We start from the raw sequence: 24,786 nt of genomic DNA on the forward strand, positions 1-24,786 counted from the left end.
TGTTTTGCCACACTGCAGGGGTGAACGCCCACATCGACACCGTCGTCGTCGGGGCCGGCATCAGCGGCCTGACCACTGCCCGCCTACTCACCGACGCCGGACAACGCGTCGTCGTGCTCGAGGCGCGGGAACGGATCGGCGGGCGGGTGCACACCTCGCGGGTCGATGGGCGCATCACCGATCTGGGCGCATCGTGGATCCACGGCATCGACGACGGCCCGGTCTGGGCGGCAACGCAGGCGTTGGGGATGCGAGCGGCCGAGTTCACCGTCGGCAGCTACCAGGCCGGTGGCCGACCGATCACCTACTACGGACCCGAGGGCGACCGGCTCAGCCAGGAGCAGGCCGACGCGTTCATCGATGACGTGCAGACCGTTGACGATCGACTGGGAGTCCTGCTGGCTTCGGTCGGTCCGGGCACGTCGTACGCCGAGGTGGCTGACCGCGCGCTGGACGCCCTGGACTGGGCACCGGACCGCGTGCAGCGGGCGCGGGAGTTCCTGCAACATCGCACCGAGGAGCAGTACGGCGTGTGGATCGCCGACATGGACGCGCACGGTTTGGACGATGACCAGACCAACGGTGATGAGGTGGTCTTTCCAGACGGATACGACCAATTGGCAACGGGACTCGCAACCGGACTGGACATCCGCGTGGGGCAGCCAGTCACGCGGATCGATTGGTCCCCGTCCGGTGCCCGGGTGACGACAACGGACCTGAGCCTGGCGGCACGGCACGTGGTGGTGACCGTCCCGGTCGGGGTCCTGCAGTCGGCTGACCTGGTGATCTCTCCCCCGCTGCCCGCGCCGGTGACTGCGGCATTGTCGAACCTGGCGATGAACGACTTCGAGAAGGTGTTCCTGCGGTTCGACGAGCGTTTCTGGGATGCGGACGTCTACGCAATCCGACGACAGGGGCCCGCCGCTCGCTGGTGGCACTCGTTCTACGACCTGACCCGGTTGCACGGTGAGCCGACGCTGTTGACCTTCGCCGCCGGACCGTGCGCGCAGGCGGTGCGGTCGTGGTCCGATGAGCAGATCGCAGAGTCCGTGCTGACGTCGCTCGGTGAGATCTACGGCGCGCCGGTACCCTCACCGGTTCAGATCGACGCAACCCGTTGGCGTGACGACGAATTCGCGCGTGGCTCGTACGCCTACCTACGCGTGGGCGGCTCCCCCGCCGACCACGACGCGCTGGCCACGCCGATCGGTGACGGCGTGCTGCACCTGGCCGGCGAGGCGACCTGGACCGATGACCCGGCGACGGTGACGGCGGCCATGTGCTCCGGTCAGCGCGCGGCCGCGAACATCCTGGGTTAGGACACCTGCTTGGACTCGGGGAAGCCGGTGAGTTCTTCGCGCAGTCGGGGTTCGGTGCGGTTCTGCGGGTGGATCCCATGCTTGTCGGCGTAGAAGGCTCGCACGATGTCCATGTCCGCGGCGACGTCCCCGGAGGGGGTGAAGGTGGGTCCCATGCCCATGGTCCGGGTCGGTCCGTCGATGAAGCCCATGGTCACCGGCAGGCCGGTCTGCAGGGCGATCCGCAGGAAACCCGGCTTCCAGTACTCCCCTTTGCTACGAGTGCCCTCGGCGGCGATCACCAGCAGGAAGGAATCGGACTTCTTCGCTTGGGCCAGGAGCGCCCGGATAGTGTCGCCGGGGTTGTCCCGATCCAACGGGATGCCGCCGGTGTGCCGCAGCACCGCGCCGGCGGGCCCGTTGAAGTAGCTGCTCTTGATCAGCACCTGCGGACGGCGGGAGTTGGCCCAGGAGATCGCCACCATGGCAACCCAGTCCCAGGCGGAGGTGTGCGGGGCACCAACCATGATCCCGGTGTCCGGCATGTCGCCGACCAGCCGCCAGCGGGCGGCTTTCAGCAGACCTCGGGCGACGGATCGACGTACGGGCATCGGACGACTCACATCGTCGACTCTAGCCACGCATCTAGGCTGGGGCGATGTCTCAGCAGAACTCTCGTGAACAACCGTGGGTCGATGAGCCGGCGCTCGACCGACGCCTCATCGTGCTCACCGAGAATCCCGTCTCACTCGCGCTGGTGGCACTGGCGGACGTCGTCGGCGTACCGACCCGGCTGGTCGGCGTGGACGAGAACGGAGCGGGTGCGGCGGCCGTTGCTGACCTGTCACCGTCTGCGGCTGACGCCGTGGTGCTCTGCGATCACGACGCCCCCGACGCGTCCCTCGTCCTGCGATCGGCGCTCCAGACCGGATGCGGGTACGTCGCGATGCTGGCCAGCCGCGCCCGGAGCGCCGCCGTGCTGGCGCAGTTGCGCTCCGAAGGCTTCACCGACACCGACCTGGCGCGCCTGCACCTCCCGGCCGGACTGAACATCGGCGGGAAAACCCCTGGGGCCATTGCGCTTTCGGTGCTGGCCGAGGTGGTGGCCAGCTGGAACGACCGGCCGGGAGGTCCGATGCGAGCGGGCAGCGTTCAGCCAACCGCGCCTAGCGAGCGCCAGTAGCGGTTGAGAGCATCGTTGACCTGGATGAACCAGATGATGTTGCCGATGAACGGCAGGAAGACCCACAGGCCGTAGATCGCGCTGACCAGTTTGCCCAGGCCCCGCTCCAGGCTGGCGTTGCCGACTTCGTCCGGCGTCATGAAGTACAGGACGATCGGGAAGAAGATCGCCAGCACCAGAGCCAGGCCTCCACCGAGACCGCGCCCGCCCCGCTGGGTCTTCAACTCATCGTGGACGCAGTACCAGTAGTACCAGGAGTAGAAACCCAGGGTCACGACCATCCACAGGAAGCACATTCCGGTGGAGCGCACCTTGCCTGCGACGAACGGTGGACCCGGCGGGCCGGAGAACCCGTACGGCGCGGGCTGCTGTGGCGGGGGCGGCCCGTAGTCGGAGTACCCCGAGTAGTCAGTCATGGGCGACAACCTACGTGATCGGTCATCGGAGAGAATGCGTTGGTGGACCACGAACTAGCCCTACCTCAGACGATGCCGCTCGAACCCCTGCCAGCCGACCAGGTCCTGCAGGGAAGTCCGTTGGCGGGGACGGTGCCGCTCACCACGGTGGCGGATACCGAGGTGGGGGTCTGGGAGATGACGCCAGGCGTGTGCACCGACGTGGAGACTGACGAGGTATTCGTGGTGTTGAGCGGGTCCGCAACGGTCCAGTTCGAGGACGGCACCGCCGTCGAACTCGGCCCCGGCTCGGTGGTCCGGTTGTACGAGGGTGAGCACACGACCTGGACCGTCCGGGAAACGCTGCGCAAGATCTACCTCGCGTAGCCGCGGACACCCCAACGGAGCCAACGCCGTACGCCGACTCCCCTACGCTCACTGCCACGGAATGAGCCCTGGGGACGAGGCGCCATGTCGATGGTCCCTGCGTTTACCTCGGTGCTTGTCGCAATGGCGGCGGCGGGTGGGCTGGTGTCGGCCGCACCAGCCTCATCCGCCACCACGAAACGCGTCGAGTTCACGATCCGCAGCGGCGACACCGGTGCTGCAGTCGCCGCGCTGCGGTGCAGTTTTGTGGATGATTCCGTGGGACCGACCACCACAAAACGGGCAAAGAAAAGGGGCCCAACGGCCCCTGACCTGCGGTCATCTGGTGGAGCATAGGGGATTCGAACCCCTGACCTCTTCCATGCCATGAACGAGTCATCGCCGCTCTACCGCGCTATGCCGCGCTTTGTGGTGGTTCGGGAAACCGCTACAACCCTACCGATCGGCGCAGATATGCGGGGGTTTTGTGGGCGTTTCGTGGGGGTCGGCGATTCCCAAGGTAAAAGCCCCTTAACTATTTCGTGGGTCCAGACGCGCCCGCAACAGACCCCACCGCCACGGCTTGCTTCGCGCCCAGTCGAGCCACGAGCTTGCCAAGCCGGGGCAGGACACCCGGCTCGATCATGTAACGCAGCGGCTTCGTCGGGACCGGGCGAACCAGGCCCACTCGGGCGAGGATGCGGAGTTTCTCAGCGGCGTTCAAGTCGCCCGCGGTGTATCCAAGATCGCGAGGCAGCGCCGGCGCCTCGGCCTGTCGCACAAGTTCAAGCAGTCGTAGGTTGCGGAAGGTGAGCACGCGGGTCAGTTCGGCCAGGGCTGCCAGGTCCCCGTGCTCAGCGTCATCGATCAGAGCGCAGAGGTTCCCACAGCCGCGATCGAAAGATCGGCTCTGTGCACTTTTTGCGCCGTAGATCACGCCAAGAAAGGAAGCCGACCGGACCGCGCTCGGCGCGTCGCAGACCCACGAACCCGAGCGGCAGGCAGGATTGCCGCGGCCACCCTCACCCCCAGGGATGGTCGAAAGGACTAGTCATGCAATCGCTCGAACCGACGCTCCCGGCGACTATTCGCGTCGCACCGTCAGGACACCACCAACCGGGCCCCGCGCGGGAGCCCGGCAACACCACGTCGCACCGTCCAGCGCATGGAGCATCTACAACGGCCAGAAGCCGCCCCGCAGATGCCCACAACCAACTAGGACGGGCCACCGGGTCCGCCCACGACCAGGCAGGACCGTTCGAGATGAAGACGAGCGCCAAGTTGGCAGTGACGGCGTTGGCTATCGCTGCCAGCCTCTCGATGGCCGCGTGCAGCGGAGGCTCGGCCAGCGGCAGTGGCGGCAACCCGCCGAGCAGCACGACAACCGCGTCAACGGCTGCGTCGGCGGCGCCCACGACCCCTTCTGCAAACGCGTCATTGAAGTCGGAACTGTCCACCAGTGTCTACGCGCCGAAGTCGGCCGGGACCATGAAGTCCGCATATGAGGGTTCTTTCGCCGGCGCCGATGGTAACGCCGTGGTTACGTTCGTCGACAAGATCGGAGGGCCCCACAAGCTGGTCTGGAACGACGGCAGTGGCCGCTCGGTCGACGTATCCACTCCACCAGGAAACTCTGCCTCAGACAGCACCGCGACGATCACTGCTTTCCCCGCTGGTACGGCCATCGCCGTGACCTGGAGCGGCGCTACTGACCTAGTGGCGCTCTACGACCCGGCGACCGGCAAACAGATCGGACCAACCGAGCCCAACCCGTTGAAGGGGGCCTATAGCGTGAGCAACACGCCAATGGGTGTCACGTTTTCACCTCACGGCGATCCCAACGACGTCAGCAGCCTGCTGTCAGACGGATCTGTAGTAGACGCCGTTCCCGAGGTGGACTTCGCCCACCTGTCCCACAGCAACCTTTCTGCAGGAGTATCTGCTGTCCTCCCATTGGTCAAAGGCAAGTTCCTCGCGTACTGGCAGAAGCCAAACGACGGGACGCGCAACTACTTGATCGTGGATTCGTCCGGCAAGCAGGTCGATTCAGGATTCGCCTGCTACTACTCTCCTGCGGGATCGTTGGCACCCGTCAGCCCGAACGGTGAATGGTTCGGCTTCGGGGGCGCTGCGTTCAACATCAAGGACTTGGCTAAGTCGCGATGCCTTCACGACGTCAAAGCCGGCGACAGCACAGGAGCCGTCGCCACCGCAATTAGCAACGATGGCGACGTCTACGGGATCGTGGGTAGCGGCGGTTCTGTCAAGGCGTTCTACCTGGCCGCGTCGGAGCCGGCCGCTAACGCCGAGATTTCGGACTACTCCGACGCGCCGAGCGCTTTCCTCGAAGACGGCGGGGCCGTCATAGGTGCAAAAAACTTCCCAGCCGTCGGGGTGTACGGGAAGTAGATCAGCCCACGACTACTGCCACCCAGCGAGAGGCGGCGCACCAGGGACCAGTCCGGTGCGCCGCTTCTCGGGTCTTCGCGGTGGCTTAGTACGGGTTCATCTGCGACACCTGGTTGGTGTTGATCGCTCCCAGGTAGCTCGCGGAATCCTTGGTCCAGAACGCGGCGTCCTTCGTCGCCGCGGCTGTCTCCCGAGCAAGGCGCTGGGCTTCCTCCTCGGCGCGGCGCTTCTTCACGTTGTAGGCGATGCCGAAGTTCTCGAACTCGTACCGTGACGCGAAATCGGCCAGCGTCGCCTGCGTCCCGTCGCCGATGACGAACATCTGTCGCGACAGCAGTTCTCGGTCGTCGGGACTCAGCGCCCAGGTGTTCTCCCAGAGGCCGCGGAGTCGACAGAGGTCTCGCGCGGCGACGTCATAGATGGTCCGGTCCTTCTTGCGTTCCTCCGTAACCGCGAGGTCGCGACCTTCCTTCCAGATTCGGCGCGCCTCGGCGACCTGTGGGCTGACTCCGTCCGCGTACTTCTTGGACGGTTTTTCAGCCTGCGGATACGGGTTGGCCTCGCCGTACCTTGCGCTGGCTGCTCCAGCCTGACGGTCCCGGTACTCCTTGTAGTTGGCGCAGAAGGTCTCGCAGTCCTCGTCGGAGATCGGGACCGAAGTCCAGAAAGCGAGCAACTCGTCGACGTCCACGATCCTCGGCGGGAACTTGTATGTTCCGCCCGCGTGCGGACCGGACAACTCGATTGGCGACTCAGGTCTAATCACGGCCGCGAATCTACCGCCGTTGGGATCGCCTGCGGGGACTCTCGGCTGATCGACTGTCGTCACGGCTCAAACACCTCGCTCATGCCCCATTGGTTGGCGGCACCTGGCCTCCACCATCGCGAGGCGGCGCCGCGGGACGGTCACCACCAAACCACCGCTTCGACTCGCGCCGCGCTGCCCGAGTCGGCGGAGCCGGCGCGACGGAGGTGTCCCGCGGCGCTTCCGGAGCGGACTGGCTAGGTTCTGCCGACGGCGAAAGCGTCTCCCCAGGTCGAGATGGCGCGTGTTGGGCACCGGGCTTCACCCCCACGGGTTCGCTCTTGGCCGGACCACCGCCCGTTGACGGCGCGCTGTTCGGCTGCGGCACCGCTGGATCAGGTGTGTAGGTATCGCCACCGCGCTCATCGAGGTACTCCGGAGGCGCCCCCACTGTCGCTGGGACTTGGTCGTCTCCCCCATCGTCGGCGTTCGGCAACGCGCCATCTCGGGGTGGTCCGGACTGAGCGTCGGCCCCCGCCGGGATCTGGCCTGACGCGGTCTCCGCAGGGTTCATTCCTCCAACCCCTCGATCTTCTGCCAGGGCCCGCTTGTCAGTCTCGTGATCGACGCCACCATGCTGAGTTTGCTGGCCTCCGGGACTGTCCGACTCGCCCTGACTCTGGCCTCCACTAGTCTCATTGTTCGGCTTTCCACCAGCGGCTTGCTGCTGTCGCTGCTGCGTGGCTTCCTCGGCGCGACGGGTTGCTTCCTTGTTGCGCTCGGATGCCTGACGGTTCATCGAGTCGAAGAACGCGTTCTTCTCTCGGTTGTCGAGCAGTTTGCGCGACTGACGGTGTGCCCGGCCACGGCGCGACAGGGTTGACCCTGCAGCCACCAGGCCCGCGGCGCCAGCCACAGCAAACGCCGCAGGCATCGCTGTGACGGCCCCGGCAGCGAGCCCCGCGGCACCAACGGCGGTCCAGGCTCCGCGACTGTGCAGCGTCGACTTCACCGGGTTGGAGCGTAGAGCTTGGATGGCACGCTGACGACGAGCGGCGAGCTCGTTGGCGACCTTCGCCTTCGCTCCCCCGGCGACCTCGTCGCGGCCCCCGTACCACTGGCGGCGCTGAGCGGCGCCCTCGCGACGCGATTTGCGCTGAGCCTTCGGGTCGTAACGACGTTCGACGCTGCTGTGGTCGTAGGCGCTACTTGCACCGACACCACTCGCAACGCCTGCGCCAGCGGCTAGTTCATCATCCAGGCTGCCGTCTCCGGTGCCAGCGACCGGCCGGCCATTGCTGTCCAGCTCGTACCCTGCGGCACCGGCACGCTCGGCGACCTCTGGGTCGACTCCCCCGCTGGATGAGCCCCCGGCCGCGTTGCCGTCGGTTTCACGCGCCAGCGGGTCGGCACCACCGGAACGAGCAGAAGCACCCTGCGGGTTGGTGGTGCCGCCGGCCACCGTCGATCCACTGCCAGCACCACCCATGACGCCACCGGCGTTCGGGTTGCGACCCATGCCCGGTATCGCTTCCTTGCCACGCTGGAACAGTCCCGACACGCCCTCCGCCGCGGCACCGCCGATCATGCCCGAGGCGGCGCTGGACATGTACCCCTTGGCTCCGCGGACACTGAACGGGTCCGGTGCTTTGGCGATCTTCTTCCAGATCAACTTCATCGCCACGATCGCGATGATCGGGGCGGCCGACACCCACAGGACGTCGAAGAAGCCAGACAGCCCCATGGCGTTGCCGATGGACAGGATGAAGCTGGTCAGCAGGATCATCACCGACAACGCCAAGCTGTAGCCGAAAGCGACGACGACGAAGCCGAGCGTCGTCTTGAAATAGCGCAGCGTCTGACTCTCGCGGTGGATCGGCAGGACGTCGACCAGCAACACGAAGAACACGAACAAGCCGAACGCCAGTAGCAGCGTTTTGAGCACGAAGATCATCCCGGCCATCACCCCGAAGATGAACAGGTTGATGACGCTGAACATGGCATAGAGCATCGCCGCGGTGGACGCCGAACCGGTGCTGGTGCCGTGCAGGACGTTCAGGAAGTCTCGCGGGTTGTTGCCACTGCTGATCGCGGCCGAACTGACGTCTTTCGTCCCAGTCTGGACAGCACTGGCATCGTCCTGCCAGTTGAAGAACATGTCGTCTTTGCTGCCCGTGCCGTTGAAGAAGTCCAGGCACTGCTTGGCGTCCAGAGTTTTGGCGTCTGTGTGGCTGTTGGACACCGTCTCCCAACCCGGCGCAACGGACCAGCTCTTGCCACCGTCACCGGTCTGGCAGGCAGCCCAGAAGACTGCCATCTCGTCCCATGTGGTGCCGTCGGCCGGTGCGAACGCCCACGACGTCGTCACACTGCTGGGCACGTTCATCCCTTGCGCCGCCAGCAGTTCCGGAACTGAGACACCTGTCTTTGCGTCGTCGACCAGTGAGGATCCCGCGTTGACTTCAAGTCCTCGGCAGAAGCTGGCCCAACCGTAGTTGTTGTCCGTCCCGTACTGGGCGCGCACGTAGCTGGACAACCCACTGAGTTGCCACATCGAGTCCATTGCCAGAGGCACAGCCGCTGACGACCTCAACGAGGCACTGGATCCACCGAAACTCTTTTCATACTGCGAACGCATGGCCGACAGGTAGTTGATGCACGACGCATCGTTCTGTGAGGCAGAATCACGCGCGTTCTGGGTAGCGAAGCTGTTCGCGTAGGCGTTGTCGGCGATCGGTGCCGCGACCGCGCCAGAAACCCCGGACACGACGTTGCTGGCCGCGTTGACCATCCAGCCCGGGCTCATCGTGCCAAACTTGCCGGGAACCGTGCTCAGCGCGCCGTTCATCATGACAGCAAACAGGGCCAGGACCATGACCGGCTTGATGACCGCTCTGCCGAACTGCCCCGGCGACTGGCGTGCCCTCATCACGGCCATCGCGATCGCACCGATCAGCAGCAGCAGGACGATCGTGACGCCGCCGGCCGACCCGTCACCCCACAACGTCTTGGCCAGTTCGCCAGCCTTGTTGTCGATGGTGTAGCCGATGCCGTCGGCGATGCAGAAGTTGTTCGACAACTCCACCAGCGATGTCGAGGCTTGCCACATCGTGTTGCCCACGCTGAGCATGGTGGAGTCGACCTGGTTGCGCTGCACCTTGTTGCTGATGTCACCCCAAGCGTCCGCGTCCAATCGGGAATGCAGGTTGGACGTGACTGGAGCCCAACGGTTCACGGCCAGTAGGTCGCTGCTCGTGCTGCCGTCGCTACTACCGCTGGATGAGCACACCGGGGCGGTCGCGTTTCCTTCGTCAGGGCTTATCGGGCGGAACGCCGGCAGGTATGAAGTCTCCTGCCCTGCAACGGTCTCGGTTCCCATCGCCAGCGTGTGGCTGGGCGCTGACGCAACGGCCGAGGTGACGCCGACCGTGCTCAGCAGGACGGTGAAGACGACAGCGAACAGCGTCAGCCACCGAGTAGCCCGACGGAACGCGTTGCGTGACAACAAGATCTGGTCCTTTGGTTGGTGCAGTGGGAGGCAGTGGTGGGGTCAGCCGAAAACTGTCTCCGGAGCGGTGTGTTCCCGGGCAGAGCTGAGCGCCTCGGCGGTGTCGTCGTACGCGGGCCGATTGGCCTGACGTAGAACGTGCAGCCGAATGGCACCGGGCGAGATCTGCTGGCCGCACATGATGAAACTGCCGCGGTTGGATCGCTGGTAGTCCATGAGCGCGTGATAGCGCCGCAGCCGCATGCCGTCTGCGGTGCGAGTCTCGACCAGCCAGTAGATGAGCCCGTACGCGGCCAGCACCGGAACAACCACCCAAATGCCCATCAGGGTGTAACCCCACGCGGTAATCGGCAGCATCGGAATCGACACGGCCAGCAACAGGTAGAAGGTGCGGCGCGGCATATCCCACCCGCGCCAGGTCATCCGGCGGTCTTCGGAGCGGCTCCGGGTCAACCCGGAAAGGTCGTAGACGTACATGTCAGGCTGCTTTCGTTTGGTCGCCATGCGGGGCGAGGCGGCGCTGCAGCGACGGTCTGGCCTTGTATGAGTAGCCGTCACCTCGCTGCATAGTTGTCATGTATCTGCAGTTGATCCCGTCGTACCGGTGCGTTGGGGTCACAAGCCGGAACGTCCTGGTGGATCGCACGATGACCCGGCCGCGGTAGACACCCGCCTTCGGCCCCGTTGGGATCACAGCCTTCACAAGGTCGCCGGTGATGAACCCGTAGTGCTGTTTCCGCCGTGGCCGGTGGGAACGAGGGAAGCCGAACCTGTCTGTCGTTACGCGCTGGTACCGGCCACGCCCGACACACTGAATGTGCAGCACTGTGGGTACCCATCGGACGATCACGTCGACGGCGCCAACGCAGAGCGCGTCCAAGCTGTGGTCTTTCGGCACACCGTTACGCACGCGGTTCCATTTGGTGCGTCCGCCACTGGCCCACTCCACCGGCAGCCCGGTCGCGTCTAGTTCTGCCGCGAGCCGGTTGCGGCAAGCGTTCATGGCTGCCGCATCCCGCAGCGGCGTTTTGGCCTCGGCTTTGATCCGAGCGCGTCTCACTCCGTCAGTTACGAACGCATCCACCGACCGGGCACCCTTGGCTTGGTTGCATCGGACGCAGGCCAGGACAAGGTTGCTGACTCGGTTAGTCCCGCCGCGGGCACGAGGCAACAGGTGGTCGATGTTCAACGGCACCGAGCCCGTTCCAACGCCGGTGGCGTCGCAGTAGACACACCGGTGACAGAACTTCGCTAGCAGGTACTCACGGATTTCGGTCCCGGCCAGCGTGCCCTGCTGGTATTCCAAACCGCTAATGCCCGGTGCGGTCATCGCATGAGTGTCGAAGCTGACGCGTTCCAACCGCAGACTTGCGATCGGTGCGAGCGACTGGAGTCGCGTTACGCACGTCATAGTGGAGTCCACCCGGTGCTGCACCGACGGCGGCAGCCAGCCAACGCGCACGCTCCGGTTCCTATTGCGGGCTGCGCGATGGCGGAGGTTTCGCCCACGTCGACCCCGACGCCGCTGGGCCCGTGCCACCAAACGCAGGTGAATATGCTGGCCGCGATGGTCCAACTGTCCAAGCCACAGCCCGGTGCGGGTCGTGGTCACTTCTCCCGTACTCTCGTCAACAGCCTCCACGGTTTTGTCGAGGGAGAGTCCGGTGTGCTGGGAGCCGGGGTCGATCCCCAGTCCGAGCGGTTCCAGCATCGACTGATCGACCGTGCGGTCTTTCAACCGGATCGTGAACGGCACCTTGCGGTGCACAACCGCCCGACCCCGCGCCAACAACTTCTTGGCTCGTTTGCAATCGGTCGGCATCAACGGCCGCTTGTGCCGGTCCAGCACGAACACGACCGCGTTGTCAGCCGTGAACCGAGACTGCTTGGGGCTGCTGGTGATGCGGGTGGTGCGGTTCTGCTGGGTGGCGCTGTGTTGCTTGGTGCTGCTGGGCTTACGCCCTGCGGGTACTGCTGCTACGCCGCCGGGTACAGGTGCGCCCCCGGTGGTCTCCCCTCGACCATGTTGCACACCGGTGTCCCGCCGCCCGGCTTGCGCCGTGCGCGGGATGTCGGTGCCCCGTTTCGTCCCTACCCCGGGGTTGTCTGCTGGCACCGATTCCAGAGCGGCAGGCTGAGGAAGCACCCGCCGGTGGGTTCGCGCACCCGTGTGCAACGTAGACATCTTGGTCACCTCCAAATCACTGATGTCTTGGTCTGGTCAACGAGCCCGGAGAGAGGGCAGGGTCGTCGACAATTGATCGCGCCGTCCGTTCCCGAAACAGCCAATGCGGGAACCGTTTCCATTCAGCCGCCCAGGACTGAGCCACCCCAGTTAATCGCGCCATCGGCCAGTTTCAGGAACAGCGGGAACAGCAACCCGGGAGCGGCAAACACACCGGCAGCCACCAGCGTCCACGCCAAGTGCTGTGCGTTGCCGCCGCCGCCGCGACGCCGATCCATCAGGTACTTGATGATCGCGAACGCGACCAGCGCCAACGCCACCAACGTCAGCAGCGTGCCGAGGTTCGGCACGGAACTGGTCAGCTTCGACCACACGCCGGACCAGGCACCGGACATGTTCGAGGTGGAACCTTCGGCCTGGATGGCCAGGGTCTGGACTTTGGTGATGCGCACGAGACTTCCTCCGTGTCGGTGGTCGGCCCCCTTTTTGCGGCCTCACTGACCTACATGGGCCAGGTCCGCACACCCAGGGTCGAGTTACTGCTTTCCTCGCCTTGTTGGTTGGCGGGCACCACCGAGACGCGTCGCACCGATCGGCGGGCTAGCGGCGAGGGAGTCTGGGTTGTCCGTCCGGAAAGTAGGCGTGCCGACGAGCAGCCAACCGGTACAGGTACAACCGAGACGGTGTCTTGTTGGACTTGCGCAGGTTGTGGCGCGTGCAGAGCATCTGCAGGTTCTCCAACGTGGTCGGGCCGCCCTTGGAGTGCGGGACCAGGTGATCGCCGGCGGTCCCACGCGCCCGGCAACGGGGCAGCAACAACGGCTTGTGCTCGCATCGGCCACCGCACCACGCGGAGACGGTCGCTTTGTCCTGCTGGCTGAACACTCGCAACGGATCCCGCTGGTAACTGCGGTGCGACCGGACTCGACGGACTGCGCACGCCAGCACGATCGACACCACCAGCGCGGCGGCGCACCACAACGCGCCAGTCGTGTGCGGCCAGCGGTGCAGGAGGGAGTCAACGTTCACCGAGGCACGGTGCGACGCAAACCAACCGCGCCCGAGTGTTTCTCGGACGCGGTTGGCGACTGCGGGCTACCCTCCGATCAGAAGTCCTGCCCGCCGGTGTACGCGGGCTGCGACGCTGCGACCGGCGCGGCCTGCTGAACGGGCTGCGGCTGCGCGTACTGCTGCCCAGCGGGAGCGGCCGAAGCCTGCTGGGCCTGTGCGTTTCCCGACGCGCCGCCCGCGGGGGCGTTACGGGTGATCGCGGCCGTGGCGTTCGCCAGAGACACTCCCACCGTCTCGGCGTCGATCTCGAAGTAGGTGATCTTGGCACCGTCCTTCTCGACGACGTTCGACTTCAACTTGCCGGTGACGATGACGGCGTTGCCCTTGCGCAGGGACGCGGCGACGTTCTCGCCGAGCTTGCGCCAGGCCGAGACGCGCAGAAAGACGGTGTCGCCGTCAACCCAGGCGCCCGAGTCCCGATCGAACTTCCGGTCCGTGCTCGCCACCGTGAAGCTGGTGACGGCGACACCGGACTGCAGGAAGCGGGTCTCCGGGTCGCTGGTCAGGTTGCCGGCGATGTTGATGGTGTTGCTGCTCATTCGAGGATTCCTTTGGTAGAGGCACTGCACTTGGTCGGCGGGTTTGCCTTCCACCCCTACGGTGCGACGAGGTTCCTCATAGGCCGGCGACTCGAACTAGACCCAGCGCCGGACCCGGGCCTGCTCGCCGTCGCATGTAACTTCTACGTGATGGGCACTGAGGCGGGAAGCGCCCGGCTTCAGCCTTGACGAGGTAGAGCCCAAGCGGGTCTGGGTTGGCTGGTTTCGATCATGCTTGCGCCTCGCAGGTGCCCGCTAAAGGGTCGGGGCTGGCCCGCTCCGATTCGGGCCAACAGTCAACCTCACCCCGGCGTTGACTGAGCCGGAAGCACCACCCTGACGGTAGCTGATGATGAGTCCGTCGACCGTGACCACATCGTTCGGATTATCACTCGCGAGTTCTACGTAAATTACGCGTCGCTGCCCACCGGGCACCGAAGGCGCAGGCGAGGGCTCAAATGGTTTCCACACGAAACCGATTCCCCGCTGGTCAGCTTGTGCGTCCGTCAGCACCTGCCAGTTCGTGACATGGACAGATTTGCTTGCTGACCGTACTGAGGAGATTGTCACTACGGTCGACGAGGTGTTCTGGACGGTAGCGGACTCATCGGCAATGCGACCGTTCCACAACAACAGCGGGGTCGTAACGTCTGCTCCAGCGTCCTGTCTGACCAACGAGTGCAACGAGTTGTCGCTAGCATCCCTCGATGCTTGACTCGCCTGCCAACCGACCATTGCTATGACGGCAACTGCCACCGCAATGACAGCCACGGCCAATCGACTCTTAGCTCCCACGAATCTCAACTGAATAGGCGTCGTTAGACGCGAAGTAGTCGTTCCGGCCGCACAGGAATAGTACGCGACCGTTCACTAAAGCAAAGTCTGCCTTAGCAGTCCCACTAAATCCAGTCTCGGCGGAAAGCTTAATGCCAATCTCGGGAATGGTGACGGCGTTTGTCCAGGTCGTAGCAGAGGATGAAGTTTTCTCGACTGGGCGGCCATAACCACCCCCGACATACCTGCGGCAGTGTGAAAATGCTGTCGCAGCCTGCGTGTCCTGGCTGCTGCCGCCAATCCACTTGTAGGCGCGAACTTCGTACCAAGTGTTGACGTAACCTGAGCCGCCGTCATCGAAGACGAGGAACTTACCGTACTGCATACCAGTGCGAGCGTAGCGGATCCCCGGCGTATGGAAGCTCGGGAACGGCATAGTAACCGTACTCGATTCGACTGAATGTCCGGACGACGAAAACCCGGTGTATTTGTCGTCACTCACCGCTACACCCAAGGTCGAAGTGCTGGACTTCTCATAGGTCCAGTAAGCCGAATAGCCGGACGCTCCCGTGGTGCTGCTGAGGTCACCGACGATGACCTCCTTTGTTCCCAAGTTCGCGACGAGACTGCTGCCCTGGGCAAATGGTTGGACGCTCCTTGTTGTGGGTGTACTGCCGGTTCGGCCCTGGGCCTTAACCCCCAGCCGCAGGACTAAGCCCTGGTTGGTTGGACTGCCTGTGAAGGCAGTTGAGCGCTGCGTAGTCGCCTCAGCAAAGCGGTGCGCCGACCCGACTGACGCCTCGCTCGCGGGGTCCGGCTCGGACGCAAACGAGAGACTTTCACCATCAGATGTGTGATGGACGTAGATCGTCGTGGCGTAGACGCTGAGTTGCTGTTTGCTGGACGCGACCACGTCGACGTTGATCTCCGACGATTGCTGCGCGGGGTCGGCAACGCCAGAGAGGTCTCCCGCGGCCACGGACAGTCGGAACGCGCCGTTGTCGCCACTTGTGGCGGTAGCAATCTGCTGAAGCCGCAGTGACTTGCCCCCAACAGGAATTGACTGCGGCCACGCCAGAAGCTGAACGCGGGTGCCGCTCGCCGCCGAGCCATCTGATCCGAGGATTCGACCCGCCAGTAGAGCGTCTCGGGACGCGATTGGGGTGATGGCTGTGGCGGTGGAAGGCAACAACGAGATCGCAGCGGCGGCGACGACTGGAACGACTGTGACAAGTCCAAGCGTTTTCAAGGCAACCACCTTTGAGGCATCAATTCTCACAACCTGCTGCAGAACCTAACAGTGAAGTTGGCGCTGTGACCGGCCCACCAGATCTTGGGGGCAAACTTCCAGGTTCTTGCCAGGTTTGGCGCTTTCCGCTAGCCGGTCTTCGTGCGCGAACCGACCAGGACTGCATGAACGACGTACCGTTCCCGTGCGCTGAACTCCGGGTGGCAACTGGACATCGTCAGCATCGCCACCGTTGGCTGAGCGCCGGGCTTGCCTGGCACCGGGTCGAATACGGCAACATCTGTTGGCTGCACGACCTCGTGACTGGTGACCTTGTAGGTGTAGGTGTCCGTGGCGGTTTCAACCGTGATGAGGTCGCCTGCCCGTAGCGTCGCGATTAGGTTGAACGGCTTGTCGTGCGTGGTTCGATGCCCGGCGACAGCGAAGTTGCCGACCTGGCCCGGCATCGCCGACCCCGCCGCGTGGCCGATGCCGGCGGCCAACTCATCCAGGTTCGCGCCTTGCACGATCGGCTGGATCCAGTCCGCCCCGAACCGCGGCACCCGCATGATCGCGAACGGGGTGCCGTAGGCGTCCGGTTGAGCCATGACTCGCGGGTCGTTGCCCGGTTCGGCAGTGCCGCCGTTCTTCCACTGCCGCTGTAGAGCCTTGACCTCGTCGGAATGTTCCTGTGCCGCAACCACGTTCGTACCCCACAACTGCCACGCCAGGACTCCACCGCAGGTCAGACTGATCGCCAGTAGGACTGCGCACGCCGACCACAACCCGGCAGCCAGTGGGTCGCGCCGCAACCAGGCAATCACAGACGGGCGCTGGCGTCGAGGCGCGGAATCTGCCTGCGCCCCAACAGGAATGGCACCAGCCGGTATGTCCCGTCGGCGTCGCTAGCCACGTAGGCGCGACGCTGGGTCTGACTCAACTCGTGCATCCTGGTCCGGTCGACCGACAGCAGCGGCTCTCCCAGGCAGTGCTCGGCGAACGGCTTCAACGACCACGGCACCCCGAGGGCTTGCGCGAACGGCTTGGCCACATAGGCCAGGTCGGTGTGCCGATCTCGCCCGTCGACCAGCGCCCGGTAGCCGCCGTCGAATCCGGGGCACGGGTCGTACTTGGGCACGATCGCCGGGTCGAGCACCAGGTCGTAGGGAACGTCGATGCCGTGCACCGCAGCCCTGGCCGCCAGGAACGGCAGGTCGAACACCGAACCGTTCCAGGTCACCAGGTGCTCGTGCGCGTCCAGCATCGAGATGAGTTCCATGGTGTCGGCCAGCACGCTGGCCTCGTCGCCGGTGAACACTTCGTGGAAGTCCTTGCCGCAGAACGCGACATCGGTGACCGGCGTGTGGCCAGGGTCCAGTCCGCGCGGGCCGAGTCCAGCGGCTCGCTCTGCTTCGGTCAGCGGACTGGTGTCGGTTTCGATGTCGAGCGCGACGTAGGTCGTCTTGGCGGGTCGGGACATTAGGCGGCGTCCTCCTGGTTGTCGTGGTCGTGGTCGGCGTCATGCTGGCGGAACTGGTCAAGCGCCCACAGCCCGTTGGCGAGTTCCACGAACTGCGCCGACCCAAGCTGCCGTGCGCCATAGCCGCGTGGCAGGTGCGCGTAGCACTGCGGCACCCCGCCGCGCACGGTGGCCCCGGCCTTCTGTTCCAGTGCCCATCGCTGCAACCGGGTCAACTGGGTCAAGTCGGGGGCGTCCACCAGCGCGTCGCGCACCACAGGGTCGAGCAGTTTGTCGTAGTCGCTGCGGTGTACCCGGCAGAACACCTCGCCGATGGCGGTCTTGTCCAGGTGCGTCTGCGGGATCGTGGTGAACACGCTGTCGCGGACCAGGCCAAGGTCGAGCACCCGCACGTCGAGGGTCGACTTCTTGCCTTTGCCGAACCGGCCCGGTGACGGCTTCTTGGCCCCGTTGGCCACGATCGGGCAGCCCAGGTGGTCTGCCGCCTCGCGCAGCCAGGCGTTGTTGTACCGCGCAAAGCTCTCCCCGACGACGTACAGCCGACCGGACAGCGCGTTGACGCTCGCGGTGTCCATCGGCTGCGCATCGTCGCCGCCGGGCAGCCAGGTCTGGAAGATGGTCGTGGTTGTGCGGGTCGGGCGCACCACCTTCGAGCGGAACTCCTCGAAGGTCCACGTCGTAATCTGGTTCTCGCCCGGTCCGTACGGCAAGTAGCCGATGTAGCCGCAGGGCTGGTCCACCACGACGTACCGCTGCGTGGAGCCCGCCCCGGCCGAGACCAGGTGGGCGTTGATCCGCAGGTATTTCACCTGCTCAACGCTGCCGTCGGTGACGACGGCGACGGTGTTCGCGCCGGAGGTCAGAAACACCCGGACCTGATCGGAAACGGTGTCGTGGACCCGCGACCTCACCGCGCCCTGGTGATCGAGGTTGCTGCTGCGCAGCACGAACCCGCTGCCGGTACGGCGTTCCACGACCGTTCCGGCGAACGCTGGGTCGCCCCGGTCCCAGGTCTTGATTCCCCGCCAGGTCACCTGCACCGGCGCGGTGTCGATCAGGGGCGCCGGGTTGTCCATCGTGTCCGCCAGGGCGTTGACTAACGTCCCGATATCGCGGGTCGCTTCCAACAGGACCGCGTCGGTGTCGGCGGTGTCCCGGATGCTTTCCCGCGCCGGCGCCGGGCGGACCGCGCCCAACGGCAATGTGATGATCAGCCCGGTCAGGTAGGACTTCACGGGGACACCACAGTTGCCCAGCGACTCGGCCAGCGCGTTCCGCTGCCGACTGGTCAGCGGGTAGCGGACACCGCCCATCACCACCGCCGGAGTTTGATCCCGCACCAGGGTCACCGTGCCTGACAGGCGGATGCCCGAGTCCAGCGTGCAGACGTTGAGCACGCCGTCGAACTCGACCGAGCCGGTCGGCAGCCACTTACTTACCGACTCGACCGCTTGCGCCAACGTGAGCGCGCTGCGCTCCATCGGGACCCGCACGGTCACCCCGTTCGGCGAACCTGTCGGTGCTGCGTTCACCAGGATGCTTACCTGACTCACGCCCTCCGGCGACAGTGACATCATCGCGACGGTGCGGCGGTCGTCTTTGACGCCTTCCGCAGTGAAGGTTGGCGTCACGGCGTGCGCAGACTTCGCGCCGAGTCCGAACCCGCCGATCTGCTCGGTGGTTTCCCGCTTGTCGGAACCGCCGAAGCTAGAGAACGTGCGGATCAGTCCGCCGCGGTCCAAACCCAGACCGGTATCGGTGACCACCAGTACGCACCGCGGCCGGCCGTCCGGGCCGGCGTCGGCATCCAGCACTTCAACACGCACCGGTTCGTGCTGCCCGGCGGCGAAGTGCGAATCGACCGCGTTGCAGATGAGTTCGCGGGTGACGGCGGCCACCGGATCGCTGTAGAGGGCGTACAGCGCCTCCATCAGCACCGGAGTCGCGGAAGCGTCGAAGGTGGCCGTGGTGGTGTCCGGGGTCGTAACGTCGAGGACTGGCTGGCTGGTGAACGGATTCATACCTGTACGGTGCGACGGCACTTCGCCGAGAACCGGTCCTTCAGCTAGAGGTGTGCCTTCCAGCCTGCCAGCGACATGGCATCGAGCAACTCGACCAGTCGGCCGGCGAGGTCAGTCACGCTGCCGTCGTTGACGACCGTGGCCTCCACCATGCCTTCCGGCAACGGCTGCTCGGTCACATGCCGCACCGCCGGCCCGACCCCTGGACGCATTACCCGGATGACAACGCCACCCAGGTCGTGCACGGCCTGCGCTTCGCTGGCCATTCGCACGTCGGAGACCACGAACCGCTCCCCCGGACCGCGCGCAGCGAACCGGGCCCGCAAGGCTCCTACCCACACCAACGGGTCGAGATGCTGTCGGCAACCAGACCCAACCTGGATTAGCAGACGGCGCAACTCCGCAGCATCCACCGGGTCGGCCTTGATGCCTTCCCAGCCGACGGCGTCTACGCGCTGGGAAAGCCGAAATCCGGACGGCATCAAGGGGTCCAGATCGTAGGCGATGGCACGCATCGGATCGGCCAACGCAACCTGCGTGTAGCCGTAGGGCTTCAAGCAGGCCGCGGCCGTGTCTTTGCCTGACCGGGCGTACCCGGACAGGCCGATCAGTGTGGGAAAGTCACTCACTCGTGCACGGTGCGACGCAGCGCTTGCTACGTCGCACAGGCTTCGCACGAACAGACGAGACCGATTGCGGCGTCCCGGCGCTGCCGACTACATCCGGATCAGCCGCACCTCGTGCGCAACCTCAAAGCCTTTGGTAGACAGGTCGATCGCTTCGCCTGGCTCCATGTCCGTCCACAACCGACTGACCCGGGTCATCTCGTCACGAGTGACGACCCGACCGAACCGCAGACGCATTCGGCGGCGCAGCGTGACCGTCGAGTCGACCATTTCGGCGTCGAGCTCCAGCACTGTGTCTGCCGCGGTCATGGTGACCGTGCCGGCGTTGCCTGCGATCGTCGGCCGTGGAGCCAGTTCGATCGGTCGGCGAAGCGCCTGCCACGGCGGCAACTGGTCCCTGGCGGGGTCGTCGAAGTCGGCCAGCCAGAAGTTGGCGCCGACCATTTCCACCTGCGAGTCTTCGATGATCTCGTCGTCGGTTTCACCATCGACGTCGTCGTTGTCGTCCTTGCGCATCGTGACGACTTTGACCCGTCCGCGCATGGCGATGATGTCGCCGGGCACCGGGTGCCTTCCACCACTAGCTGCGGTGGCAACCGCCAGCCGGTTCGGCCAGATCACACCGGTGATCGCGCCGGTCGATCCTTCCAGCGTGAAGTTGGCCCGCATGCCGCCGTTTCGCGCGGGCCGCTCGACCCATTCGGACACGACCGCCTTCGTGACGACGTTCGCGGCCGGACGCAGGCCCGCAACCGGGACGCACGGGCTCTGGTCGCCGGTCGGGTTCCATTCACGGACGTGCGTTTGCATGACGGTCAGCGGGTGCGTTCCGATGACGACCCCGAGCCGGGCTCGTTCACGCTCCGCTCGCTCGGTCGTGGAGAACTCGATGTCCGGCACCGGCACGTCGAAATCGTCGCCCGCTACATCGGCACCGAACGCGCGAACGACGGCCAGCATGCCCATCCGCGGGTGGCCGAGACCGTCGAGTGCGCCGGCGTCAATGAGTCCTTCGATCACGTTGATCGGCAGCTTGCGTCCATCGGCAGCCTTGGCTCGGGCGACGACGTCGCCCAGCGACGTGAAAGGACCGTCGCAGTCTCGGGCTGCCAGCAGGGCGGCAGCGTTGTCCTTGACACCCACGATCTCCGACAGACCGATCCGGATCGTTCGTTCGTCAACGGCAGCAGTGTCCAACCCGCCGCCCAATAGGTCAGGCCCGAGCACCGAGATACCGCTGTGACGGATCGAGTGCAGCACCGGCAATCGGTCGGAGTCCTTCTCGGTTACGGCCAACTGCGCGGCGGCGTAGTGCGCCGGCCAGTTGGCTTTCAGGAACGCCGTCTGGTAGGCGATGTAGGCGTACGGCGCCGAGTGCGAGCGGTTGAACAAATACTCTGCCGAAGCTGAGAATGTCGTCCACAAAGCGTCAAGAGTTTTGCGGGAGAATCGGATTGAAGCTTCGGTATCTTTGTCCGGATCGTCCACGGTCACAGCCAGACCGCCCGCGATGAACTCGTCGTACAGCGCGTCCATCTCCTCTTTCAGCTTCTTAGAGAACGCCTTGCGCAGCCGGTTACGGCGGCCAGGGCCAAAGCCGGACACAGCCCGCGACAAGGCCATCAGGTCTTCCTGGACCACGATCAACCCCATCGACCCGTCCAGGACGCTCGTCAACGCGGCCTGCTCTGCTGGGTCGGAGGTCAGGTAGTCGTAGGTGGCTGGTTCGTCCCCGCGCTTACGCGCCACGTACCGCTCGTGCATGCCCGCTCTCATCGGCCCGGGACGGTACAACGCCACCGCATCGGAGAGTTCGGAAAGACTCTGCGGTGCAATGCCTTTCACCAGCTTCGTCATGCCTGAGCTGGACACCTGGAACAAGCCGGCAGTGTCACCGGCGGCCAACAGATCCCATGCGGCTTTGGCCCGAGGGTCGCTCGCGCCATCCATCGGAAGGTGCCCGTAGCGGGTGTCGACGATCTCACCAGTTGCTGCCTGGATCATCTTTGTGCACCCGGCAATGACGTCGAGGTTTTTCAGTGCCAGTCGGTCGAACTTCACGAAGCCGACCGACTCCAGTTCGCCCGCCTCCCATGTAGTCACCCACTGGCCGGTCTTGGAGTCCACACGCATCGGGATCAGGTCGTCCAGGGGCTCGTCACACAGCACGATGCCGCAGGCGTGGATGCCGGGGCTGGCCTTGACGCCCTCCAGCGGCAGGCACTGCTGGATGACAGCGGCCGCCTTGGGGTCCGCTCCCACCAGGTCGCGCAGTGCGGCACCATCGGCGTGGGTGGGGTCCATCAATACAGCCAGGCCCTTATTGATCTTCGGGATCGCCTCCGACAGCCTCTCCCCCAGGCTCGGGTCTCCGCCCAGCCGGGTCATGTCGCGCACCAGCGACTTAGCCTTCTTGGTGCCGTAGGTGCCGATCTGCGCAACGTGCCTCTCGCCCCAGACTTCCTGTAGATGCGCGACGACATCCCCGACCAACTCCTGAGGGAAGTCCAGGTCGATGTCCGGCATGCCCTTGCGGGTCACGTCCAGGAATCGCTCGAACAACAAGCCGTGCTCGATCGGGTCAACGTCGGTGATGGTCAGGCAGAACGCCACCATGCTTCCGGCAGCCGACCCGCGACCGGGGCCGAGGTTGTGGCCTTGCGAACGCACCCAGTGCGCCAACTCGGTGAGGATCAGGAAGTAGTCGGCGAACCCGAATCCAGAAATGACGCCGAGCTCGAAGTCGATGCGCTCGGTCACCTCGGACGGGATGGTTTCCCCGAAGCGCTGCTTGGCGCCGTCGAGCACGTACAGCCGCAGCAGCGTGTCCTGCGGACTGGGGTCACCGCGGCGTTCGCTGGCCCGCTGGATCTTGGCCGGCACCGGAAACTTCGGCAGCCGCATCCGGCTGGTCGGCAGGAACGCCGACAGAGTGTCTTCGACCTGCTCGGCGATGGCCAGAGAGTTCGCAACGACATCCTGGCCGCCAATCCGGTCAGGAAACACCTGGCGCATTTGAGCACCAGTGCGCAGCCAGTAGCCGGTGCCGTTGAACCGGAAACGGTCCGGGTCGTCGAACGACTTGTTGACCCCGACGGCCAGTAGTCGGTCGTGGTCGGCCTGCTCGTGCTCGTGGGTGAAATGGGCGTCGTTAGTGGCGACCATGCGCAACCCGAAGTGCGCGGCGATCGCGGTCAGGTTGTCCATCACGGCCCGTTGAGCGGGAATGCCGTGGTCCATGACTTCCACGAACAACCGGTCCTTGTCGCCGCCGACGCACGCCAGCAGCCGTTCGGTCTCGGCGATGCCGCGGGCCAGGGCATCGTCGGGGTTGTCCAGCATCGCGGCGATCACCGGGCCACCCAAGCAGCCGGTGCCCAAGATCAGGCCGTCGCTGTGTTGCGCCATCAGGTCGTAGTCCATCCGCGGCTGGTACCACACCGTTTTCGCGGCCTCATTGGACAGCGTCACCAGGTTCGTCCAGCCGATTCGACTCGCGGCCAGCATCGTCAGGTGGTGGTAGCGCCGCACCTTGGAGCCCTCGAAGCCGGACTCTGACGTGGCGGTGTTCTGCTCGAACCGGGAGCCAATGGCCAGGTAGCCCTCGCAATTATGGAGAACGAAATCTGAGACGTATGAATTGTCTTCTTCCACCTCAAAGTTGAAGACATCGTCTTCGATCCGGATCTCGTCTACCCGAGCCACCGGACGGTAGCTGAAGCTCTCATCGTGCTTCCCGTAGGGGTAACTCCTTAGTGGGTTGTACGGAACTTGGTAGATGTCCTGGAATGGCGCTCGGGACTTGCGTCCGACGTGGGGGAAGAACCCCTCGTCCGCCAAGAGCGCGCGCAGCCCCCACGCGAGGTGCGGAGAGGTAGTTCGGAGGTCGGCACGGTTGTTGGTGTTGCTTGGGAGACCCACGGTTCGACCGTCTCCGTCGAGCAGCCCCCGTACGAAAGATCGTTTTACATCGAGCGGTGCCGTCATGATTCCAGCAGGTACCGTTTTGGATGAAGCTCCGCGCTTCACGGTGTCGGCAAGCAGGAGTGCGATGGGGAGGCAATTGAACTCGGCGTTGATCGTGCGTTCACGATAGCCACCCCGGGGACGGCTAATGAGTTGAGCACCGAACCGGTTTGCGACGCGAGCAATCCGATCCACGATGAATTGTTCGCTGATGTGGTGCGTTGTCCCGATCCGTCCGTTTGGTTCGCCTTGCCTGACGCCCAGGTGCCCCTCAGCGGCATACACACCCATGAGGTATGCCAGATCCGAGTCGATCTCAAGCATGCGAGGTACCGGCCACTCACAGGGAGCGTGCTGACGCCGATAGGACTTCACGGCGTTTGGTCGGAATGACCAACCGTCAGACGCGAGCAGGACTGTCGCCATGTCGATGATGTACGTCTTCTGCTCTAGTTTTGGCAGGCACACCCAGGAGTTCCACGCGGAGGCGCCTTCGCGTTTGCCGGGCCTGCCGGCAACAATCTCACCAGGCTTCGTCCAATCGACTCGTCCGTCGCGCGTGCGGATAAGGATCGGATGCTCCTCGGTCAGCGTCAGCGTGCGGGAGTACCGACCCGACAGGTGCATCCTGAATCCGCGGCCTTCGTAGCGGCGCGTCATTGTCCGCACTACTGGACGGAAGCGTCCGCGGTGCGTGAGCACGAGGTCCCCTACCTCCACATCCTCCACCGCCTTCACGCCGGCCGACGTGTAGATCTCCTGACCTCGCAGGAGGCAGCCGCCTATTGCCTTTAGCCCGAACTCATCGGCCGCCCTGGCCAAGGCCATCGTGCCGCCGAGAGAACCGTGGTCGGTCACGGCGATCGCACGCTGACCGTCCGCGGCGGCCGCAGCAACCATCTCCCGTGCCCGTTGCAAGCCGTCCAAAGGCGAGTGCTCGGTGTGATTGTGGAGGTGTACGAAATCGGCCATGGGCTTACGGTGCGACGCCT

General features: G+C 65.0%; 20 protein-coding genes. 4 read left to right on the forward strand and 16 right to left on the reverse strand.

Annotation, left to right across the window (positions count from 1 at the left end):
* Positions 1-20: 20 nt before the first annotated feature.
* Positions 21-1,319 (forward strand): flavin monoamine oxidase family protein, encoded by a 1,299-nt coding sequence (locus DR843_RS08535; protein WP_170119795.1) that lies wholly within the window; start codon positions 21-23, stop codon positions 1,317-1,319.
* Here DR843_RS08535 and DR843_RS08540 read toward each other — a convergent pair.
* On the reverse strand, positions 1,316-1,921 hold the full coding sequence (locus DR843_RS08540) for a 1-acyl-sn-glycerol-3-phosphate acyltransferase (protein WP_245934062.1): 606 nt from the start codon (positions 1,919-1,921) through the stop codon (positions 1,316-1,318). The genes DR843_RS08535 and DR843_RS08540 overlap by 4 nt on opposite strands.
* Before the next feature lie 35 nt (positions 1,922-1,956).
* Between DR843_RS08540 and DR843_RS08545 the strand changes: the two genes are divergently transcribed.
* Positions 1,957-2,481, forward strand: coding sequence for an XdhC family protein (locus DR843_RS08545; RefSeq protein ID WP_109684974.1), 525 nt, complete (start codon positions 1,957-1,959; stop codon positions 2,479-2,481).
* On the opposite strand, the gene DR843_RS08550 is transcribed toward DR843_RS08545, so the two are convergent.
* Positions 2,451-2,897, reverse strand: a complete 447-nt coding sequence (locus DR843_RS08550) for a DUF4234 domain-containing protein (protein WP_109684975.1) — start codon at positions 2,895-2,897, stop codon at positions 2,451-2,453. The two genes, DR843_RS08545 and DR843_RS08550, sit on opposite strands and share 31 nt — an antisense overlap.
* A gap of 72 nt (positions 2,898-2,969) precedes the next feature.
* On the opposite strand from DR843_RS08550, the gene DR843_RS08555 reads away from it, so the two are divergent.
* Positions 2,970-3,263 (forward strand): cupin domain-containing protein, encoded by a 294-nt coding sequence (locus DR843_RS08555; RefSeq protein ID WP_109684976.1) that lies wholly within the window; start codon positions 2,970-2,972, stop codon positions 3,261-3,263.
* A gap of 514 nt (positions 3,264-3,777) precedes the next feature.
* Here the strand turns inward: DR843_RS08555 and DR843_RS08565 are convergent.
* A complete protein-coding gene (locus DR843_RS08565; protein WP_109684977.1) occupies positions 3,778-4,179 on the reverse strand; it encodes a hypothetical protein in 402 nt (133 codons plus the stop codon).
* 344 nt (positions 4,180-4,523) lie between these two features.
* Between DR843_RS08565 and DR843_RS08570 the strand changes: the two genes are divergently transcribed.
* A complete protein-coding gene (locus DR843_RS08570) occupies positions 4,524-5,651 on the forward strand; it encodes a hypothetical protein (protein WP_146202520.1) in 1,128 nt (375 codons plus the stop codon).
* Between the two features lie 85 nt (positions 5,652-5,736).
* Here DR843_RS08570 and DR843_RS08575 read toward each other — a convergent pair whose 3' ends face one another.
* The 13 genes from DR843_RS08575 to dnaE all read right to left on the reverse strand — a co-directional run bounded on the left by DR843_RS08575 (position 5,737) and on the right by dnaE (position 24,766).
* Positions 5,737-6,417: a hypothetical protein gene (locus DR843_RS08575; RefSeq protein WP_146202521.1), complete on the reverse strand. Its 681-nt coding sequence runs from the start codon at positions 6,415-6,417 to the stop codon at positions 5,737-5,739.
* 79 nt (positions 6,418-6,496) lie between these two features.
* Positions 6,497-9,904: a hypothetical protein gene (locus tag DR843_RS08580; protein WP_109684980.1), complete on the reverse strand. Its 3,408-nt coding sequence runs from the start codon at positions 9,902-9,904 to the stop codon at positions 6,497-6,499.
* A gap of 42 nt (positions 9,905-9,946) precedes the next feature.
* The gene (locus DR843_RS08585) at positions 9,947-10,381 is read right to left on the reverse strand and encodes a hypothetical protein (protein WP_109684982.1); all 435 of its coding nucleotides are present in this window, start codon (positions 10,379-10,381) and stop codon (positions 9,947-9,949) included.
* 1 nt (position 10,382) lies between these two features.
* Entirely contained in the window at positions 10,383-12,089 is a 1,707-nt protein-coding gene (iscB, locus tag DR843_RS20540) for an RNA-guided endonuclease IscB (protein ID WP_109688753.1), read from the reverse strand.
* A 122-nt stretch (positions 12,090-12,211) separates the two neighbouring features.
* Positions 12,212-12,541 carry a hypothetical protein gene (locus tag DR843_RS08595; protein ID WP_109684985.1) on the reverse strand — a complete coding sequence of 110 codons (330 nt, stop codon included), beginning with the start codon at positions 12,539-12,541 and terminating at the stop codon, positions 12,212-12,214.
* Between the two features lie 148 nt (positions 12,542-12,689).
* Complete coding sequence (locus DR843_RS08600) at positions 12,690-13,118, reverse strand: HNH endonuclease (RefSeq protein WP_109684986.1); 429 nt, start codon at positions 13,116-13,118, stop codon at positions 12,690-12,692.
* A gap of 77 nt (positions 13,119-13,195) precedes the next feature.
* The gene (gene ssb, locus DR843_RS08605; protein ID WP_109684988.1) at positions 13,196-13,699 is read right to left on the reverse strand and encodes a single-stranded DNA-binding protein; all 504 of its coding nucleotides are present in this window, start codon (positions 13,697-13,699) and stop codon (positions 13,196-13,198) included.
* Positions 13,700-14,483: 784 nt separating this feature from the next.
* Positions 14,484-15,722: a hypothetical protein gene (locus tag DR843_RS08610; RefSeq protein WP_146202522.1), complete on the reverse strand. Its 1,239-nt coding sequence runs from the start codon at positions 15,720-15,722 to the stop codon at positions 14,484-14,486.
* 128 nt (positions 15,723-15,850) lie between these two features.
* Positions 15,851-16,525 (reverse strand): class E sortase, encoded by a 675-nt coding sequence (locus DR843_RS19780; RefSeq protein WP_245934063.1) that lies wholly within the window; start codon positions 16,523-16,525, stop codon positions 15,851-15,853.
* Complete coding sequence (locus tag DR843_RS08620; RefSeq protein ID WP_109684991.1) at positions 16,522-17,181, reverse strand: 3'-5' exonuclease family protein; 660 nt, start codon at positions 17,179-17,181, stop codon at positions 16,522-16,524. The genes DR843_RS19780 and DR843_RS08620 overlap by 4 nt, the downstream gene beginning before the upstream one ends.
* The gene (locus DR843_RS08625; RefSeq protein WP_109684993.1) at positions 17,181-19,202 is read right to left on the reverse strand and encodes a hypothetical protein; all 2,022 of its coding nucleotides are present in this window, start codon (positions 19,200-19,202) and stop codon (positions 17,181-17,183) included. Before DR843_RS08625 ends, DR843_RS08620 begins: the two co-directional genes overlap by 1 nt.
* Before the next feature lie 44 nt (positions 19,203-19,246).
* Positions 19,247-19,831 (reverse strand): deoxynucleotide monophosphate kinase family protein, encoded by a 585-nt coding sequence (locus tag DR843_RS08630; protein WP_109684995.1) that lies wholly within the window; start codon positions 19,829-19,831, stop codon positions 19,247-19,249.
* An 87-nt stretch (positions 19,832-19,918) separates the two neighbouring features.
* Positions 19,919-24,766, reverse strand: a complete 4,848-nt coding sequence (dnaE, locus tag DR843_RS08635) for a DNA polymerase III subunit alpha (protein ID WP_109684997.1) — start codon at positions 24,764-24,766, stop codon at positions 19,919-19,921.
* Positions 24,767-24,786: the final 20 nt, after the last annotated feature.

The sequence above is a fragment of the Branchiibius hedensis genome, assembly GCF_900108585.1.
Lineage (GTDB): Bacteria > Actinomycetota > Actinomycetes > Actinomycetales > Dermatophilaceae > Branchiibius > Branchiibius hedensis.